The organism is Cohnella candidum (assembly GCF_003713065.1).
In the GTDB taxonomy this organism is placed as follows: Bacteria; Bacillota; Bacilli; order Paenibacillales; family Paenibacillaceae; genus Cohnella; species Cohnella candidum.
This window is the reverse complement of sequence record NZ_CP033433.1, coordinates 590,560-607,029: the sequence shown is the minus strand read 5'-3', so window position 1 is coordinate 607,029 and position 16,470 is coordinate 590,560. Positions and strand designations below refer to the sequence as shown.

Below are 16,470 nucleotides of genomic sequence, written 5' to 3'. Positions count from 1 at the left end.
CAGGGCCTTCCCGTTACGGAAGGCCCTGCGCCATTAATATTTCCGGTTATCCACTTCTTTGGCCGCCATCTCTTCCGTGAACACGCTCTCCGGCGGCGCGATCCGTTTGGGCAGCGTACGGCCCTGCATGATTTCCTTGGCCGCCTGCATGATCATCGGACCGAGCAGCGGATTGCACTCGACGACGCTGTTGATTTTGCCTTTCGCCATCATCTCGAACGCCTTGCGGGTGCCGTCGACGGAAATGATGACGATGTCTTTGCCCGGCTTCAGCCCTGCTTCCTCAATGGCTTCGATGGCGCCCAACGCCATGTCGTCGTTATGGGCGAACAGCACCTGCGGAGGCTCTTTCTCCTTGCGCAGGAAATCCGCCATGACCGTTTTCCCTTTTTCGAAGGTGAAGTCCGCCGGCGCGCTGCGCACGATCGTGAGCTCCGGCCGCGAGGCTATCGTATCGCGGAAGCCTTGCCCCCGATCGATCGAAGGGGAGGAACCGACCGTCCCGGCCAGCTCGACGATGCGGACGGGACCGGGCTTGTCGCGCATCTTGTCGAGCAGGTATTTGCCCGCCTTGACCCCTTCTTCGTAAAAGTCCGACCCGATGAACGTGACGTACAGCGAGGAGTCTTGAACGTCGACCGCGCGGTCCGTCAGGATGACGGGAATGCCGGCCTGCTTCGCTTCCTTCAGGATCGGTTCCCATCCGGATTGGATGACGGGCGCGAAAGCGATGACGTCGACCTTGCTCTTGATGAAGGAACGGATCGCTTCGATCTGTTTCTCTTGGGATTGCTCGGCGTTTTCCAGCGTGAGGGTCATGCCCGCTTCGGCCGCCGCTTCCTGGATCGATTTCGTGTTCGCCCGGCGCCAATCGCTTTCCGAGCCGAGCTGGGAAAATCCGAGGACGATCGGTCTTCCCAGCTTGCCGCTGTCGTCGGGCGGAGCGGTTTGGATTTCGCGGGGTACCGCCGTCCCCGCGGCCGACGCCGTGGGGTCCCGGGAACTTCCCGCCGACATGCAGCCGCTGCCGATCGCTATCGTGAGAAGATAGATCAAGCCGACGGCTATCATTCTGGATCTGAACATGCCGTGTCCTCGCCTCCGTGTTCCGTATGTCGCATGATCAAACGATAAAGCTCGTCATTTGATTCTCCAGCCTGCCTGAAACTTCCTTCATTCCGTTCGAAATTTCCAGCAGGCTTTCCCCGACCTTCATTTGTACGGAACAAAGCGAAGCCACTTGTTCGGACGAGGCGGACGACTCCTCCGATACGGCGGATACCTCCTGCATGGCCATCGAGAGCGCGTTTTGGGTGTATTCCAGCTCGCGCACGGCGCCAGTCACCGCATTCGTCAGCTCCAACATATGATCCATGCTCCCCCGGACGTTCGTGAAATGCCGGTGAACCTCGTGGACGCCCTCCGCCATATCCCCGAAGAACGGGAGCGCGTCGGCCATCGTGTCCGCCGTGCCGTCCACCTCGCTTCGGATCGCCTCGATCAGCTCTTCGGCGTGGGCGATCGAGGCATTCGAGCGGTCTGCAAGCCGACGGATTTCTTCCGCGATGACTTTGAAGCCCGCGCCGGCGGCCCCGGCTCTGGTCGCTTCGATCGAGGCATTCAGCGAGAGGATGGTCGTCTGCTTGGCCATCTGAGTCATGAACCCGAGCAGCTCCCGAATGGAAGCGGCGCTTTGCGCCAAGCCGTTCACGCGCCCGCCTGCCTGACGCAGCCGGATCTCCGCCAGGTCGGATTTGCGCAGCAATTCCTCGACGTCGCGGCTTCCGATGCGGCACGACTCGAAGGCTTCCCGAGCGGCAGCCGCCATCTTATCCTGCTGGACCAACACCTCGGCCAGGCATTGGCCCAGTTCGTCCACCCGGACGCTGGTCCTCTCGGCGTTCGCGGCCAACTCCACCGCGCCCGTCGCGATTTGTTCGCTCGCCAGGTGGATTTCGGCGGAAGAATCCGCGGTTTGGCTTGCGACGCCCGCCAGTTCTCCGCTGGACGCGGCGACCTCGTCGACGGTAGAGCGGGTCTCCCGGATGAGATGGGCGATCTGCTCCATCATCCGATTATAGGCTTCCGCCACCCTTCCGATCTCGTCCTTGCCGCGGTGCCGGAGCCTGCCGCGCAAATCTCCGCCGGCGGCTTGCCCCATCAGGCTCTCGAGCTTGCCCAGCGGCGATCCGATCATCGCGACGAGCCAGATTCCGGCAATCAGCGCGAGCAGCACGCTGACGCCGATGGCGGCATAGGTCGTCGTCCGGATCCGGTCGGTGGCTCCGGTCAACTCCTTCAGCGGGGCGATGCCGGCGAGCGTCCATCCGGTCACCGGCGATTTGCGGTACGCGAAGAACCGGTCGTCCCTGCGCTCCGTTTGGCCTTCTTCATCTTGACCGGCTGAAACTTGCAGTGAAGACAGGCCGGCAGCGCCGAGCGTGCTGATCAGCGGCTTGCCGTCTTCCCCGAACAGCGCGGTTTCCGCGGACGGACTTATCCGGACGCCGCCGATCATGCTTTCCAGCACGGAAGCTTCGATTTGGACCAGGAGCACGTAGTCGCTGGAGCCGGTGTTCATCTTGCCGATCATCCGGCCGTAGGCGAATACCGGCTTCGGGGAGTTCCCCCGGTAACCCCGGTCTTCGATCGGCAGCCAGATCGGTCGGCCGTTGCCGTCCTTGACCTTCCGGACCCAAGCAGCGTTCTCGTCCCAAGCGGTGTTTTCACGGTCGGTGCTGATCGGAGGGACGGCATCCTCCAAGGAATACAAGGTCATGTCCCGGATCCGCGGGTCCGACAGGATCAACTGGTCCAGCAGATCGCGTACCGCCGCGATACGGTTATCCAGCTCGCCCGCCGGCATCGTCGAAGCGTTGGCGAATTGGAAGAGATTATCCACGAATTCGCTGTTTTTGATCAACTGCCCCGTCAGATCGAGATAAAACTGCTGCTTCATGTCCAGCTTCTCTCCCGCCAGCACGATCGCTTGGCCGGAGTTCGACTCCGTCTGCGCCATCATGGCGGATCGCGCCGTGGTGAAGGAGAACACGCCCAGCGACGCGACGGAGAGGCACACGAAACAGAAAAACAGCAGAAATACCTTCGTCCCGATCGATCGAGAAGGCGAACGTGCGAAACTGCGGGCCAACGTTTTCCATTCCATCGTGCGGTGCCTCCCATCGCGATTTAAGCCACATTCGTCGTCAGGCTTTAACCGATTGCCGTCTAGCGCTCAACAGCCGCTGCAGCAGGATGAACAAGAAGAGCAGCATGCCGATGACGATTTTGGTCCACCAAGAGCTCAGCGTGCCTTCGAAGCTGATGATCGTCTGGATCAGGCCCTGGATCAGCACCCCGAAGACCGTGCCGGCGACGAACCCGACTCCTCCCGTCAGGAGCGTCCCCCCGATGACGACCGCCGCGATCGTGTCCAGCTCCATTCCGACCGCGTGCAAGCCGTAGCCGGACAGCATGTAGAAGGTGAATACGACGCCGGCGAGCGAGGAACAAAAACCGCTGAGCGTATAAATGAGGATCTGCGTGCGGGCGACGGGAAGTCCCATCAGCAGCGCGGATTGCTCGCTGCCGCCGATCGCATAGACGCTGCGTCCGAACCTCGTATAATGCGCGAGGTACAGAGCGACGGCGACGACGGCCAGCGCGATGATGACGCTGATCGAAATGCTCGTTCCGCTCCACAGGTGGATTTTCGTCTGGGCGACCTTGGTATAAAACGCGTTATCGATCGTGATCGTATCGATGCTGATGACGTAACAAAGCCCCCTGGCGAGGAACATCCCGGCCAGCGTCACGATGAACGGCTGGATCTTGAAATAGTGGATGATCGCCCCCATCAGCCAGCCGAAGCCCGATCCCAGGACGAGCACGAGCGGAATGACCGCGCCCGGCGGCCATCCGTGCTCCTGGACGAGGCTCGCGGAAATCATCGTCGTCAGCGCGATGACCGAGCCGACCGACAGATCGATGCCGCCCGAGAGGATGACGAAGGTCATGCCGACCGCGGTGATGAGCAGGAACGCGTTATCGATCAGCAGGTTCAGGAACACCTGGAAGGAGAAGAAGCCGGTGTACCGGAAAGAGCCTGCCGCGAAAAGGAACGCGAACAGCCCGAACGTCACGAGGATGGGCAGGTATTTGCGGTTAAACATGGCGGGCCACCTCCCTTTCGGCCGGATAACGTCTCGTCTTCCAGCGCTGCACGATTTTCTTGCGGAACGATTCGGACTGGATCAGGCAGACGGCGAGCACGACGAACGCTTTCACGACGAGCGTGATTTCGGGCGGAACGCCGATCATGTAGATCGTCGTCGTGAGCGTCTGGATGATCAGCGCTCCGACCACCGTTCCGGCGAGATAGAACCGTCCTCCGTTGAGGGACGTCCCCCCGATGACGACCGCGAGGATGGCGTCGAGCTCATACCACAGGCCGGCGTTGTTGCCGTCGGCGCTCGCGACGTTGGAGCTGAGGATAAGGCCGGCGACGCCCGCGCACAATCCGCTGAACACGTACACCGTGACGAGGACCAGGCGGGAGCGGATGCCGATGAGCCGGCTCGCCCGGGGATTGCAGCCGACCGACTCGATGAACAGGCCGAGCGCGGTCCGGCGGATCAGCAGAGAAACGAGAAGGAACACGGCCGCGACGACGAAGATCGAGAAAGGAAGCGCGGCGAGGGAACCGATCCCGATGTACCCGTATCGATCGCTTGAGATGGTGATGATTTGCCCGCTCGTGATCAACTGAGCGATGCCGCGTCCCGCGACCATGAGAATAAGCGTCGCGATGATCGGCTGGATACCGGTCGCGGAGACGAGGAATCCGTTCCACGCACCAAGCACGAGAGAAAGTCCGATCGCCAGCCCGATCGCCGAGAGCACGACGCCCCACGCGTTCTGGTCGGCGCCTTTGCTGATCGTGAGGCACGCCTGCGCGCCCGCGATGGCCACGATCGAGCCGACGGACAAGTCGATGCCCTTGGTCGCGATGACGAGCGTCATGCCGATCGCCACCAGCATGAGCGGCGCGCCGAAGTTCAGGATGTCGATCAGGCTTCCGTACAAATGCCCGTTCCTCACGACAAGATTGAAGAAGTCCGGGGAATACAGCAGGTTAAACAGCAGCAGCGCCGCCAGCACGGCCAGCGGCCAGAACAAATGATGCCTGTATAGTCGATTCAATGTCGTCACCCTCCCGCGATCGCCTGCATGACGTTATTCTGGTTGATGTCCGGTTCCGCGATTTCCTTTACGACGCGGCGATCGCGCAATACGGCGATGCGGTCGCTCACGCGCAGAACCTCCTCCAGCTCCGAGGAGATGAACAGCACGGCCATCCCTTGCTCGGACAAAGACATGACGAGCTTCTGGATTTCCGCTTTCGCCCCGACGTCGATGCCCCGGGTCGGTTCGTCCAGGATCAGCAGCTTGGGCTTCGTCAGCAGCCAGCGGGCCAAAATGACCTTCTGCTGGTTGCCTCCGCTCAAATTCTTGATCAGCGCCTCCGGGTTCGGCGGGTTAATGTTGAGCAGCCGAATATACTCATCCGCGATCTCTTCCTGGCGCCGGCGGGAAATCCGCTTGAACCAGCCCCGGGAAGCCTGGATGGCGAGGATGATGTTCTCGCGCACGGTCAAGTCTTCGATGATGCCTTCTGTTTTGCGGTTTTCGGAGCAGAACGCGATTCCGTTTTCCAGCGCCTGCCGGGGGGAACCCGCAGCGCCTCCGGATTCCGGCAGCGTCAGCTTCCCTTGGTCGGGACGGTCCGCGCCGAAGAACAGGCGGGCGACCTCGGTCCGGCCCGAGCCCAGAAGCCCGGCCAATCCGACGACCTCCCCGCGGCGAATCGCGAGATCGAACGGCTCGATCGAGCCCTTGCGCCCAAGTCCGCTGGCCTCCGCGATCGTAGCCGCCTCCTTGCCGGGTCCGCCCGCCTCTTTCGGAAGACGCTCCAGCAGCTCGAGCTCCTTGCCGATCATTTTGCTGACCAGCTCTATGCGGGGGAGTTCATCCGCGCGGTACTCCCCGACGAATTCCCCGTTGCGGAGAATGGTTATTCGATCGGAAATGTCGTAAACCTGGTCCAGGAAATGCGTGACGAACAGAATGGCCAGGCCGTCGCTTTTCAGCTTCCGCATGATGCGGAACAATTGCTCGACTTCGCTGCGGTCCAGGCTGGACGTCGGTTCGTCCAGGATCAGCACCTTCGCGTCGACGTTCAAAGCCCTCGCGATCGCGACGAGCTGCTGCACCGCGACCGAGTAATCCTGCAGCGGCAGCGTCACGTCGATGTCCAGATGGAGGCGTTCCCGAAGGAGCGCTTGCGCTTTGCGGTTCATTTCTTTCCAGCGGATGCGGCCGAACGAGCGGGGCTCGCGGCCGATGAAGATGTTTTCCGCGACCGTCAAATTCGGGCACAGGTTCACTTCCTGGTAAACGGTGCTGATTCCGATGCTCTGCGCTTCCAGCGGGCTGCGGACGGCGATCGGACGGCCATCCAGCGTAACGGTTCCTTCGTCGATGGAATATACGCCGGTCAGCACCTTGATCAACGTGGACTTCCCCGCTCCGTTCTCTCCCATGAGCGCGTGAACTTCCCCCGGAAACAAGCGAAAACGGACGTCCGACAACGCCGTGACGCCCGGGAACCTTTTGCAGATCCCCGACATTTGCAACATGGGCGACTCTTGACTCATCGCTCTCTCTCCCTTCTAGCGGAAAAGCCACTCCGACGGCGCCTTGCGGTTTGCTGTGCGGAGTGGCCCGATACTCTTTTAATATTGGCGGCTCGGAAGGGCTTCCTTCGCTTGGTCGGACGTGAACGTGCCTTCTTTGGTCACGATCCGCTGCGGGATTTCTTTACCGGCCAGGACGTTGTTCACGGCTTCCATCAATTGCGGCCCGAGAAGCGGGTTGCACTCGACGATGAAGTTGATTTTGCCTTCGCTTGCCGCTTGCATGCCGTCATGCACGCCGTCGACGGAAATGATCTTGATGTCCACGCCCGGCTTCAGGCCGGCCGCTTCGATCGCTTGGATCGCGCCGAGAGCCATGTCGTCGTTGTGCGCGTACAGCACGTCGATGTCCTTGTGCGCTTTCAGGAACGCTTGCATGACTTCCTTGCCTTTGGCCCGCGTAAAGTCGCCGGTTTGCGAAGCGATGATCTTCAGGTGCGGATTCGACGCGATCACTTCTTTGAAGCCGGCCATCCGGTCGTTCGCCGGAGCGGAACCCGTCGTGCCTTGCAGCTCGACGATGTTGATGTCTTTCGTCGCGTCCTTCTCCTGGTCGACCAGCCACTGGCCGGCTTTGCGGCCTTCTTCGACGAAGTCGGAGCCGATGAACGTCTTATAAAGCGAAGTGTCCTTGGAATCCACCGCGCGGTCGGTCAGGATGACCGGGATGCCCGCGTCTTTGGCTTCCTTAAGAACCGTATCCCAGCCCGACTCGACGACCGGCGAGAACGCGATGACGTCGACTTTCTGCTGGATATAAGAGCGGATCGCTTTGATTTGGTTCTCTTGCTTCTGCTGCGCGTCGGAGAATTTGAGGTCGAATCCGGCGGAAGCCGCGGACTCCTGGATCGACTTCGTGTTCGCCGTGCGCCAGCCGCTCTCGGCGCCTACCTGCGCGAAGCCCAGGACGACTTTCTTGTCGGCCGGCTTGGCCGATTCGCTAGGCTGCGCCGAATCGCTCGGCTTGGCGGATTCGCTGGCCGGAGCAGCCGCTTGGCTCGCGCTCGGCGAGGAGCTTGCCTCATTCTTCTTGCCGCATGCCGCGACGATGACCATCATCAGCGCCAGAACGGCCAAAACGCTTAATTTTCCGACTCTCTTCATGAAAACATTGCCTCCCCTTCGATTCACCATCGTGTGGCGTGCCCCCATTATAGGACGGCGCCGGGTTCCGGTTATACGGAGGAACATGCGCGTTTCTTGCGTTTTTTTGGGGTTCTTCCCGGACGAGCGGGGCGGATCGTGTAATTTTTTGTTCGGATGTTGGATTATTTGATTACGCTTTCAAATCTTGCCCTCCCGCGCGCGTTATTTTGCTATAGTAGTGACGAAGAACGATTCTCGAGAAGCCCTGAGAGGGAACAAACGCATGACGAATCCCGTACGCATGATCTCCTCCAGTTTAAGAGCCAAGCTGCTGACGCTGTTCGTCGTGCTCACCTTCATCCCCCTGATCACGGTCGGGATGATTTCCTACCAGAAATCGTTCGATACGATTTCCGGCCACAGCAAAGCCTCGACTTTGCTCGTCGCCGACCAGATGGCGCGCGATATCGACGTGCTGTTCCAGGACACGGGCAAGCTCCTCGAGCTGGAGAAAAACCCGCAGGTGCTCCATTTTCTCTTCTCCCAAAGCGGGACTTACGAGGACGCCAAGGAAATCCTGAGAACCTTCGGCCTGTACCGCGAAATCTACGGCTATCAAAGCGTCCTGAACATGACGATGATCAACCTGTACGGCAAAGGGATCAGCGAGCGCAAGGGCGTGTTCCAGCTGGACCACAACCCGCTTCGGAATCCCCATTTCCAAACCTTGATGGACAATCCGGATCGGGTGCTGAACGTCCCGCCTTCGGACGGCTCCGAGCTCGACCGGCTGGACGGCTTCACGTATCCGGGCACCAGCGTCATTTCGATCATGGCCACGATTAAACAGCGCATCACGCACGAGGTCATCGGCTTCATCGTCATCGACCTGGACGATTCCATCGTCGAAAAGTTCACCAACGAGGTGACGATCGGGAAGACGGGATACTTCTATGTCACGGATCAGGCGGGGAACGTCATCTTCACGCCGAGCAAGCTAAGCGGCAGCGGCAAGCCCTACTCCCCTTCCGCGCTCGCGCTGCTGACGGCGGGCCGGCTGGGCCAAGAGCGCGACAGCTTCGTTCAAGAAACGGAAGGCAAGCCCCGGTTCGTCGTCTACTCGACTTCGCGCTTCACCGGCTGGAAAATCGTCGGTAACGCGCCGCTGCAGGAGATCGTGGAGGACGCCAACAAAATCCGCCAGCTCATTTTCGCCAGCGTCGCGCTGAGCATCGCGTTCACGATCACGCTCTATTTCTTCATCACTTCGCGCCTGACCCGCCCGATTCAGCTGCTCAAAAACAAAATGCGGCAAGCCGCTTCCGGCTATCTGGACGCCAAGGTGAAGCCCGCCGGCAAGGACGAGATCGCGGATCTCGGCAGCAGCTTCAACATCATGCTGGAGAAAATCAAAGGACTGCTCGACCAAAGCATCAAGGAGCAGGAGTTGATCCAGAAAGCCGAGCTTCGGACGCTGCAGGCGCAGATCAATCCCCATTTTCTGTACAATACGCTCGATTCCATCGTCTGGATGGCCGAAGCCGGCAAAAACGAACAGGTCATCCAAATCGTGCAGGCGTTCTCCCGTTTCTTCCGGGTCAGCTTGAACAAGGGCCGGGACTGGATTTCCATCAAGTCGGAAATCGAACACGTCCGCAGCTATCTGATTATCCAGCAGATCCGGTACCGGGACATTCTCGACTACGAGATATCGGTCGAACCCGAGCTGCAAGCCTACGCCATTCTCGGCATGACGCTGCAGCCGCTCGTAGAAAACGCCTTGTACCACGGCATTAAGAACAAACGCGGCAAGGGGCTGATCCGGGTGACGGGCCATACGGAAAACGGGCAGGACATCGTCCTCTCGGTCGAGGACAACGGCATCGGCATGAACGAAGCGAAGCTGGCGGAGCTTCGGGCGAGCTTGGACAGATCCCGGGATCAAGCGGAGGAAGCCGGGGAAACGGGAGGCGGGTTCGGGCTCCATAACGTCCACCAGCGGATACGGCTATATTTCGGAGAGCGTTACGGCGTGGAGATCGAGAGCCGGGAAGGCGAAGGAACCCGCGTGTCCGTTCGGATACCGAAGAAATAAGGGGGCACAGAAAATGAAAAAAGTGATGCTCGTCGACGACGAAATCGTCATTCGGGAAAACATCCGTGCCTGCATCGATTGGGAAAAGGAAGGCTTCATCTATTGCGGCGACGCGTCGGACGGCGAGATGGCGCTGCCGATGATCGACGAATGGCGGCCGGACATTCTCATCACGGACATCAAAATGCCGTTCATGGACGGGATCGAACTGAGCTCGATCGTCCGCCAGCGCTTGCCGGACACCAAGATCATCATCCTCAGCGGACACGACGAATTCAGCTACGCCCGTACCGCCCTCCGAATCGGGGTGGAGGAATATTTCCTAAAGCCGATCAGTTCGGCCGACCTCGTGGCTTTACTGCATACCGTCGGCCGGAAAATCGACCGGGAACGGCGGGAGAAGCGCAAGCCTGCGTTTACCCGCGAGAAGCTGCTCGGCGACCTGTGCGGAGGACTGATCGCGGAGACGGAGGCCCGGGAAGCCGCGCAAGCGTTGTCGCTTCCGCTGTCCGCTTCCCATTATGCCGCGGTCGTCTGGGATTTGCGGTGCCCGGACAACGGCTCCTCCCCCGACGAGGCCGCCCTGCATGCCGCCCAATATGCGCTGGAAGAGCGAGCTGTCGGTTACGGAGACATGTGGCGGTATTCGAGAAGCCGCACGGAAGAAGTATGGATCTTGCGCGGAAATTCTCCTGAGGAAATTTCGGCCTTGTTGGAGAAGCTGCACCGGGAGACGCTGCCGGAACTGGAGCGTTCTCTTCCCTGCTCGGTTGCGATCGGAACGGGAAGCGTTCAGGATCGGCTTCAAGGCATTCACGCCTCCTTCCTCAAAGCCGAGGAGGACCGCAGCCTGCGGAGGCTTGCCCGGCAGAACAAACACGCGTTATGGGAAACGATCGGAGACGAGCGGGAGATCCCGTTTCTCGACCGCCCCCGGTACCTCGAATTCCTGAAAATCGGCACGCCGGCAGACGCGGACCGTTTCATCCGTGACTTCGCCGAAGCGCTGCGCGGTATGGACTGGAATGCTTCCCTGTACGGTTACTACGCGCTGAACGATTTGACGCTGGAAACGCTGCAGGAAGCCAAACGGACGCTCCGCCTCGCGGAGGATCCCCACCGCGCGCTGGACGACCTGCAGCGGCAGATCAAGGAGATCCGCAGCTGGGAGACGTGCGCGGCCTACCTCCGCGCGCTGGCCGACGCTTTCTGGGAGTGGCGTTCGGAATCGTCCGGCAAGTACGGGGACATGATCGCCAAAGTGAAGGAATTCATCCGCGAGCGTTACGGCGACGACGGTTTGTCCCTTCAGCACGCGGCGGAGCATGTTTGCGTGAGCCCCAGCCACCTGAGCAAGGTGTTCAGCCAGGAAACCGGTCAGACGTTCATCGAATGCCTGACCCAGACCCGGATCCGGAAAGCCATGGAGCTGCTGCAGACGACGAACGACCGGACCTATGAGATCGCCTACTCGGTCGGTTACGGGGATGCCCACTATTTTTCGAACCTGTTCAAAAAAACGACCGGCCTCAGCCCGCGGGAATACCGCCGGCAAGGCAAAGAAAGCGCCGGACCGGAAGGAGCTTCGGACGATGACGACGACCGTTCGGCCTAGAAGAGCCTCGGGCTTTCTGCTGGCTCTTCTGGCCCTCCTGGCTATCGCGGCCTTGAGCGCCTGCAGCGGATCCGAAACCGGAAACGATTCGTCGGCCGCCGCATCCCCGCCCGCGCCAACGAAGACCGGGAAGCCGCAGCTGACGTTCGGCATCATTTATCCGATTACCCATCCTTACTACGAGTTGATGACGGAGTACGCGGAGAAAGAGGCCGAACCGCTCGGCGTCAAACTCGTGGTCAAAGCGCCGGACGAAGCCAACCTGGAGCAGCAGATCCGCATGATGGAGACGATGATCAAGCAGCGGGTGAACGCCATCGCGATCGATCCGGTTGATTCCGACGCGCTCGTCCCCGTGATTAACAAAGCCGTCGAGAACGGCATTCCGGTCATCTGCTTCGAATCCGACTCCCCCGGCAGCAAGCGGCTCGGTTATGTCGGTACCGATCAGCGGCAGGCCGGCATCCGGCTGGGTCAGCTGCTCGACAAGCAGCTGCAAGGCCGCGGCATGGTTCTCGTGGAGACCGGCATGGGGCGGATGCAGAGTCTGAAGCTTCGGTTGGACGGCTTGCTGTCCTACTTGAACGCCAACACGGACATCCAGGTGCTGGAGGTCCGCTACAATGAAGGCAGCGACGCCAAAGCTCTGTCCGACCTCGAGCAAATGATCGACGAGCATCCGCATTTCGACGCGTTCGCGAGCCTCGATGTCGTCTCCGGACCCCAATCGGTGCTGGTGTGGAAAGCACAGGGGCTAAACCGATACTCCTTCACGTTCGGCCTGACGGACGAGATCCGGGAAGCGTTGTCCAACGGCCAAATTACCGCCGCGGTCTCGCTGAACGAAGCCGAGATGAGCCGGCACCTCGTGCAAAGGCTGATGGACGCCGCCCAAGGAAAACCGGTACCGCCTATTGAGGATACGGGCTTGTCGGAGGTCAATAAAGAAACCGTATCCCGGTAAAATGGAAACCTCCATTTTCCGGAATACGGTTTTTTTCTCGCTTGAGTCTGGATTACTTAATGACGACGTACTCCAAGTTCACCAGCTTCGCGTAGGTGACGATTTGATCTGTCGTCAGGTTCAGGGAAACGACGGTATGGTGGCCGCCGCCGTTCTCGATCCAGGCCTTCACTCCGTCTTGGAAGTTCGGCTTCACTTTCCACAGGACGCGGGCTACGGGAAGCTTGGGAGCCGAAACCGTCGGCTCGAAGGCGGAAACCTCGTTGATCAGCAGCTTGTAATGAGTGCCGAAGTCCGCCATGGATACGACGACGCCCTCGCCGGCTTTGCCGTCGAATACCAGGCGCGCCGGATCTTCGCGACCGCCGATTCCGAGCGGGGAAACGACGATTTTCGGTTTGTTGCTTGCCAAGGACGGATCCACTTCGAGCATGTGGGATTGCAGGATGGCTTCCTGGCCGGCCGCCATCTCGTAAGTGTAATCTTCCATGAAGCCCGTGTTTTGATTGCGGCTCATCACTTTCAGCAGGCGGTCGAGAGCGGCCGTCTTCCAGTCGCCCTCGCCGGCGAAGCCGTAGCCTTGGGCCATCAGACGTTGGACGGCCAGCCCGGGAAGCTGCTTCATCCCATGCAAATCTTCGAAGTTCGAAGTAAACGCGTTATACCCTCTCTCGTCCAAGAAGCGTTTAAGGGCGATCTCATAGCCGGCTTGGACTCTGACGCTGGCTTCCCAAGACTCTTTGCTACGCGTTCCATAATCAAATTCGTACAGCTCCGCATATTGACCCATCAACTCATCGATTTCCTGTTCCTTAACGGCATTGACGTATTGAACGAGATCTCCGATGCCGTAGTAGTCGACGGTCCAGCCGAATTGAATTTGCGCCTCGACCTTGTCGCCTTCCGTTACGCCGACGTTGCGCATGTTGTCGCCGAAACGGGCGACTTTGATGTTGAAGCTTTCATTGTAAGCAACCGCAACGTCCATCCACTCCGCAATTTGCTGCTGCACTTCCGGACGTTCCCAATAGCCGACGACGATTTTATTTTGTTTCTTCAGACGGGCATTGATGAAGCCGTATTCGCGGTCGCCGTGAGCGGCTTGGTTCAGGTTCATGAAGTCCATGTCGATCGTGGCCCAAGGAATGCTTTCATTGTACTGGGTAGCCAGGTGAAGCAGCGGCTTCTGCAGCAACTTCGTACCGCGAATCCACATTTTCGCCGGAGAGAACGTATGCATCCACGTGATGACGCCCGCCACCTCGTCGCGATAGTTGACTTCTTTCATGATGCTCGTGATTTTATCCGCGCTGACCGCCAAATCCTGCAGAACAAGCGGATAAGGCAGCACGCCGCTGTTATTCAAGGCATCCGTCATCGTCTGGGCGTGAGCTTTCACTTCCGCCAGCGCTTCTTCCCCATACAGATGCTGAGAACCTACGACGAACCAAAACTGTTTCGCTGCTGTTGCCGACATCCCGATCATCCTCTTTTCTCGTATTTAATGATGGATAAGTCCGTTACTTTTGCCCGTAGTAGGCGTCTTTCCCGTGTTTCCGGAGATAGTGTTTATCCAGAATGCCTTGCGGCAGTTCTTTGGCAAAATGGTTGAGTTGCCGCGCGTACAAATTCATTTTGCAAACCTCTTCCAGCACGACGCTGTGCTCAACCGCCTTGTTCACGTTTTTCCCCCAAGTGAATGGCGCATGCCCTTGAAGCAGGACGGCCGGAATTGCCATCACATCCAGTCCGCGTTGCTCGAACGTTTCGATGATGACACGGCCCGTTTCCGCTTCGTACCCGCGGTCGATCTCCTCTTGGTTCAAGAACCGGGCACAAGGGACGGCACCGTAGAAAGTGTCCGCATGCGTCGTACCCATGACGGGAACATCCAGCCCCGCTTGCGCCCAAATGGTAGCCCAAGTGGAATGAGTGTGCACGATGCCGCCGATTTTCGGAAAATGTTTGTACAATACGGCGTGAGTCGCGGTATCGGAAGAAGGCCTGAACGTTCCCTCCACCACTTGGCCGTCGAGATCGACAACCACCATGTCGCTCGGCTTCATCTTTTCGTAGCTGACTCCGCTCGGCTTGATCACGAACAAACCGCTTTCCCGATCGATGGCGCTCGCATTGCCCCAAGTGAATTTCACGAGTCCGTGCTTCGGCAAATCCAAATTGGCTTGATAAACCTCTTCTTTCAGTCGTTCTAACAACGTTAGCCCCTCCCGTTCTCCAGCAAATGGTCCACGGCAGCCTGTTCGATGGCGAGCCCCGCTCGGTAGCGATCGATGAAGGCTTCAAACCCTTGGACGTCCGCCGGATCCGGAGCCATCTGCTGTCCTTCGGCATCACGGAAGACCTTCCGTTCGAGGAAGTCTTCCAAGCTTTCTTCTTGATCCTTGTTGACCATGTAAGAGGCCAGGAGCGCCATGCCCCATGCTCCGCCTTCGCCGGCCGTGGACATCACCGAGATCGGGACGTTCAGCGCGGCGGCCAGCATTTTTTGCCCGACGACGGGAGTCTTAAAGAGGCCGCCATGCGCCATGATGCTGTCGATGGCCACCTGTTCGCTGCCGGTCAAAATGTCCATGCCGAGCTTCAACGCGCCGAAAGCGGCGAATAGGTGCGTTCGCATGAAATTGGCCAGATTGAAGTTGCTTTCGGGCGAGCGAACGAACAACGGCCGGCCTTGCTCCAATCCCGTAATGTTCTCGCCCGAGAGATAACCATAGCTGAGCAATCCGCCGCCGTCCGGGTCGGCTTCCAACGCCTTGTTCAACAACACGCCGAACAATTTCCCGGAATCCGCGGCGTATCCCATCGCCTCGGAAAATTCGCGGAACAATCCCATCCAGGCATTGAGATCGCTGGAACAGTTGTTGGCATGCGCCATGCCGACCGGACTGCCGTTCGGCGTCGTCACCAGATCGATCTCCGGATAGACCTTGGAAAGCTCTTTCTCTAAAACGATCATCGCGAAAACGGAAGTGCCTACGGAGACGTTGCCCGTACGCTTCCTCACGCTGTTCGTCGCCACCATGCCCGTCCCGGCATCTCCTTCCGGAGGACACAGCGGAATGCCGGGCTGCAGATCCCCGGCCGGGTCCAGAATGCCGGCTCCCGCTGCCGTCAATTCGCCGGCGCTCTCACCGGAGAGATAAACCTTGGGAAGGATATCCTCCAGTTGCCACGGGTAACCGTTGGCCGCGATCCGCTCATTGAATTGCTTGACCATCAAGGGGTGATAATTGCGGCTGGCTTCCTCAATCGGGAACATGCCGGAAGCGTCGCCGATGCCGATCGCTTTATGGCCGGTCAGCAGCCAGTGAATGTATCCGGACAGCGTGGTCACGAATTGAATGCGAGGCACGTGTTCCTCTTGGTTTAGAATCGCTTGATACAAGTGTGCAATACTCCAACGCTCTGGAATATTGAATTGGAATAAGTCCGTCAATTCCCTTGCCGCCGCGCCGGTCGTGGCATTGCGCCACGTTCGGAAAGGCACCAGCAGCTCACCCCAGCTGTCGAATGCCAAATAACCGTGCATCATGGCCGAAAACCCGATCGAGCCCACGGTCCGGAGGGTGATTCCGTAATTCCGTTCCACTTCCCGCTTCAATTCGAGATAGGCGGTTTGAAGACCGGTAATGATGTCCACCTGGTCGTACGTCCAATATCCGTCTTTCAGCTGGTTTTCCCACTCGTAGCTTCCCGATGCGAGGGTCTCGAAACGACGATCGATCAGCACCGCTTTGATCCGCGTAGAACCGAACTCAATGCCCAGCGAAGTGTCTCCGTTCAAGATCGCTTCTTTCAAATTTACGTCATCATTCATGCGCACCTATGGCTCCTCCCTGCTTGCTTCCCATTCAAAGAAGGCGCTTTCCCTTACTGACAGCCTAAGTATATTTATTTGTACGTACATTTGTCAATCGTACATAATAGTTATACC

The 16,470-nt window shown here is 59.1% G+C and carries 12 protein-coding genes; 3 read left to right on the top strand and 9 right to left on the bottom strand.

From position 1 onward, the window contains the following. Positions 1–33 precede the first annotated feature (33 nt). The 6 genes from EAV92_RS02750 to EAV92_RS02725 form a co-directional block, all read right to left on the bottom strand. Positions 34–1,086 carry an ABC transporter substrate-binding protein gene (locus EAV92_RS02750; RefSeq protein ID WP_241158411.1) on the bottom strand — a complete coding sequence of 351 codons (1,053 nt, stop codon included), beginning with the start codon at positions 1,084–1,086 and terminating at the stop codon, positions 34–36. A gap of 37 nt (positions 1,087–1,123) precedes the next feature. Continuing rightward, complete coding sequence (locus EAV92_RS02745; protein ID WP_123039657.1) at positions 1,124–3,166, bottom strand: methyl-accepting chemotaxis protein; 2,043 nt, start codon at positions 3,164–3,166, stop codon at positions 1,124–1,126. A 40-nt stretch (positions 3,167–3,206) separates the two neighbouring features. Next, positions 3,207–4,172: a galactofuranose ABC transporter, permease protein YjfF gene (yjfF, locus tag EAV92_RS02740; RefSeq protein ID WP_123039656.1), complete on the bottom strand. Its 966-nt coding sequence runs from the start codon at positions 4,170–4,172 to the stop codon at positions 3,207–3,209. Next, positions 4,165–5,202, bottom strand: coding sequence for an ABC transporter permease (locus tag EAV92_RS02735; RefSeq protein WP_206424274.1), 1,038 nt, complete (start codon positions 5,200–5,202; stop codon positions 4,165–4,167). The genes yjfF and EAV92_RS02735 overlap by 8 nt, the downstream gene beginning before the upstream one ends. Positions 5,203–5,207: 5 nt before the next feature. Continuing rightward, positions 5,208–6,716, bottom strand: a complete 1,509-nt coding sequence (locus tag EAV92_RS02730; RefSeq protein ID WP_123039654.1) for a sugar ABC transporter ATP-binding protein — start codon at positions 6,714–6,716, stop codon at positions 5,208–5,210. A gap of 78 nt (positions 6,717–6,794) precedes the next feature. Beyond that, positions 6,795–7,859 carry an ABC transporter substrate-binding protein gene (locus EAV92_RS02725; protein WP_164472612.1) on the bottom strand — a complete coding sequence of 355 codons (1,065 nt, stop codon included), beginning with the start codon at positions 7,857–7,859 and terminating at the stop codon, positions 6,795–6,797. 265 nt (positions 7,860–8,124) lie between these two features. Between EAV92_RS02725 and EAV92_RS02720 the strand changes: the two genes are divergently transcribed. From EAV92_RS02720 to EAV92_RS02710, 3 genes are read left to right on the top strand one after another with little or no spacing between them, the layout of a single operon-like run. Then, the gene (locus EAV92_RS02720; protein ID WP_123039653.1) at positions 8,125–9,936 is read left to right on the top strand and encodes a cache domain-containing sensor histidine kinase; all 1,812 of its coding nucleotides are present in this window, start codon (positions 8,125–8,127) and stop codon (positions 9,934–9,936) included. Between the two features lie 13 nt (positions 9,937–9,949). After that, entirely contained in the window at positions 9,950–11,551 is a 1,602-nt protein-coding gene (locus EAV92_RS02715) for a response regulator transcription factor (RefSeq protein ID WP_123039652.1), read from the top strand. After that, a complete protein-coding gene (locus EAV92_RS02710) occupies positions 11,529–12,515 on the top strand; it encodes a sugar ABC transporter substrate-binding protein (RefSeq protein ID WP_123039651.1) in 987 nt (328 codons plus the stop codon). Before EAV92_RS02715 ends, EAV92_RS02710 begins: the two co-directional genes overlap by 23 nt. Positions 12,516–12,567: 52 nt before the next feature. Here the strand turns inward: EAV92_RS02710 and araA are convergent, their stop codons facing one another. From araA to EAV92_RS02695, 3 genes are read right to left on the bottom strand one after another with little or no spacing between them, the layout of a single operon-like run. Next, entirely contained in the window at positions 12,568–13,992 is a 1,425-nt protein-coding gene (gene araA / locus EAV92_RS02705) for an L-arabinose isomerase (protein WP_123039650.1), read from the bottom strand. Positions 13,993–14,035: 43 nt separating this feature from the next. Further along, entirely contained in the window at positions 14,036–14,731 is a 696-nt protein-coding gene (locus tag EAV92_RS02700) for an L-ribulose-5-phosphate 4-epimerase (protein WP_123039649.1), read from the bottom strand. 2 nt (positions 14,732–14,733) lie between these two features. Next, complete coding sequence (locus EAV92_RS02695; RefSeq protein WP_123043532.1) at positions 14,734–16,353, bottom strand: xylulokinase; 1,620 nt, start codon at positions 16,351–16,353, stop codon at positions 14,734–14,736. Positions 16,354–16,470 lie beyond the last annotated feature (117 nt).

Bases quoted from the DNA above. Each gene is read 5' to 3' on its own strand.
- EAV92_RS02750 (WP_241158411.1), bottom strand. From the start codon at position 1,086: ATGTTCAGATCCAGAATGATAGCCGTCGGCTTGATCTATCTTCTCACG.
- EAV92_RS02745 (WP_123039657.1), bottom strand. From the start codon at position 3,166: ATGGAATGGAAAACGTTGGCCCGCAGTTTCGCACGTTCGCCTTCTCGA.
- yjfF (WP_123039656.1), bottom strand. From the start codon at position 4,172: ATGTTTAACCGCAAATACCTGCCCATCCTCGTGACGTTCGGGCTGTTC.
- EAV92_RS02730 (WP_123039654.1), bottom strand. From the start codon at position 6,716: ATGAGTCAAGAGTCGCCCATGTTGCAAATGTCGGGGATCTGCAAAAGG.
- EAV92_RS02725 (WP_164472612.1), bottom strand. From the start codon at position 7,859: ATGAAGAGAGTCGGAAAATTAAGCGTTTTGGCCGTTCTGGCGCTGATG.
- EAV92_RS02720 (WP_123039653.1), top strand. From the start codon at position 8,125: ATGACGAATCCCGTACGCATGATCTCCTCCAGTTTAAGAGCCAAGCTG.
- EAV92_RS02715 (WP_123039652.1), top strand. From the start codon at position 9,950: ATGAAAAAAGTGATGCTCGTCGACGACGAAATCGTCATTCGGGAAAAC.
- EAV92_RS02710 (WP_123039651.1), top strand. From the start codon at position 11,529: ATGACGACGACCGTTCGGCCTAGAAGAGCCTCGGGCTTTCTGCTGGCT.
- araA (WP_123039650.1), bottom strand. From the start codon at position 13,992: ATGTCGGCAACAGCAGCGAAACAGTTTTGGTTCGTCGTAGGTTCTCAG.
- EAV92_RS02695 (WP_123043532.1), bottom strand. From the start codon at position 16,353: ATGAATGATGACGTAAATTTGAAAGAAGCGATCTTGAACGGAGACACT.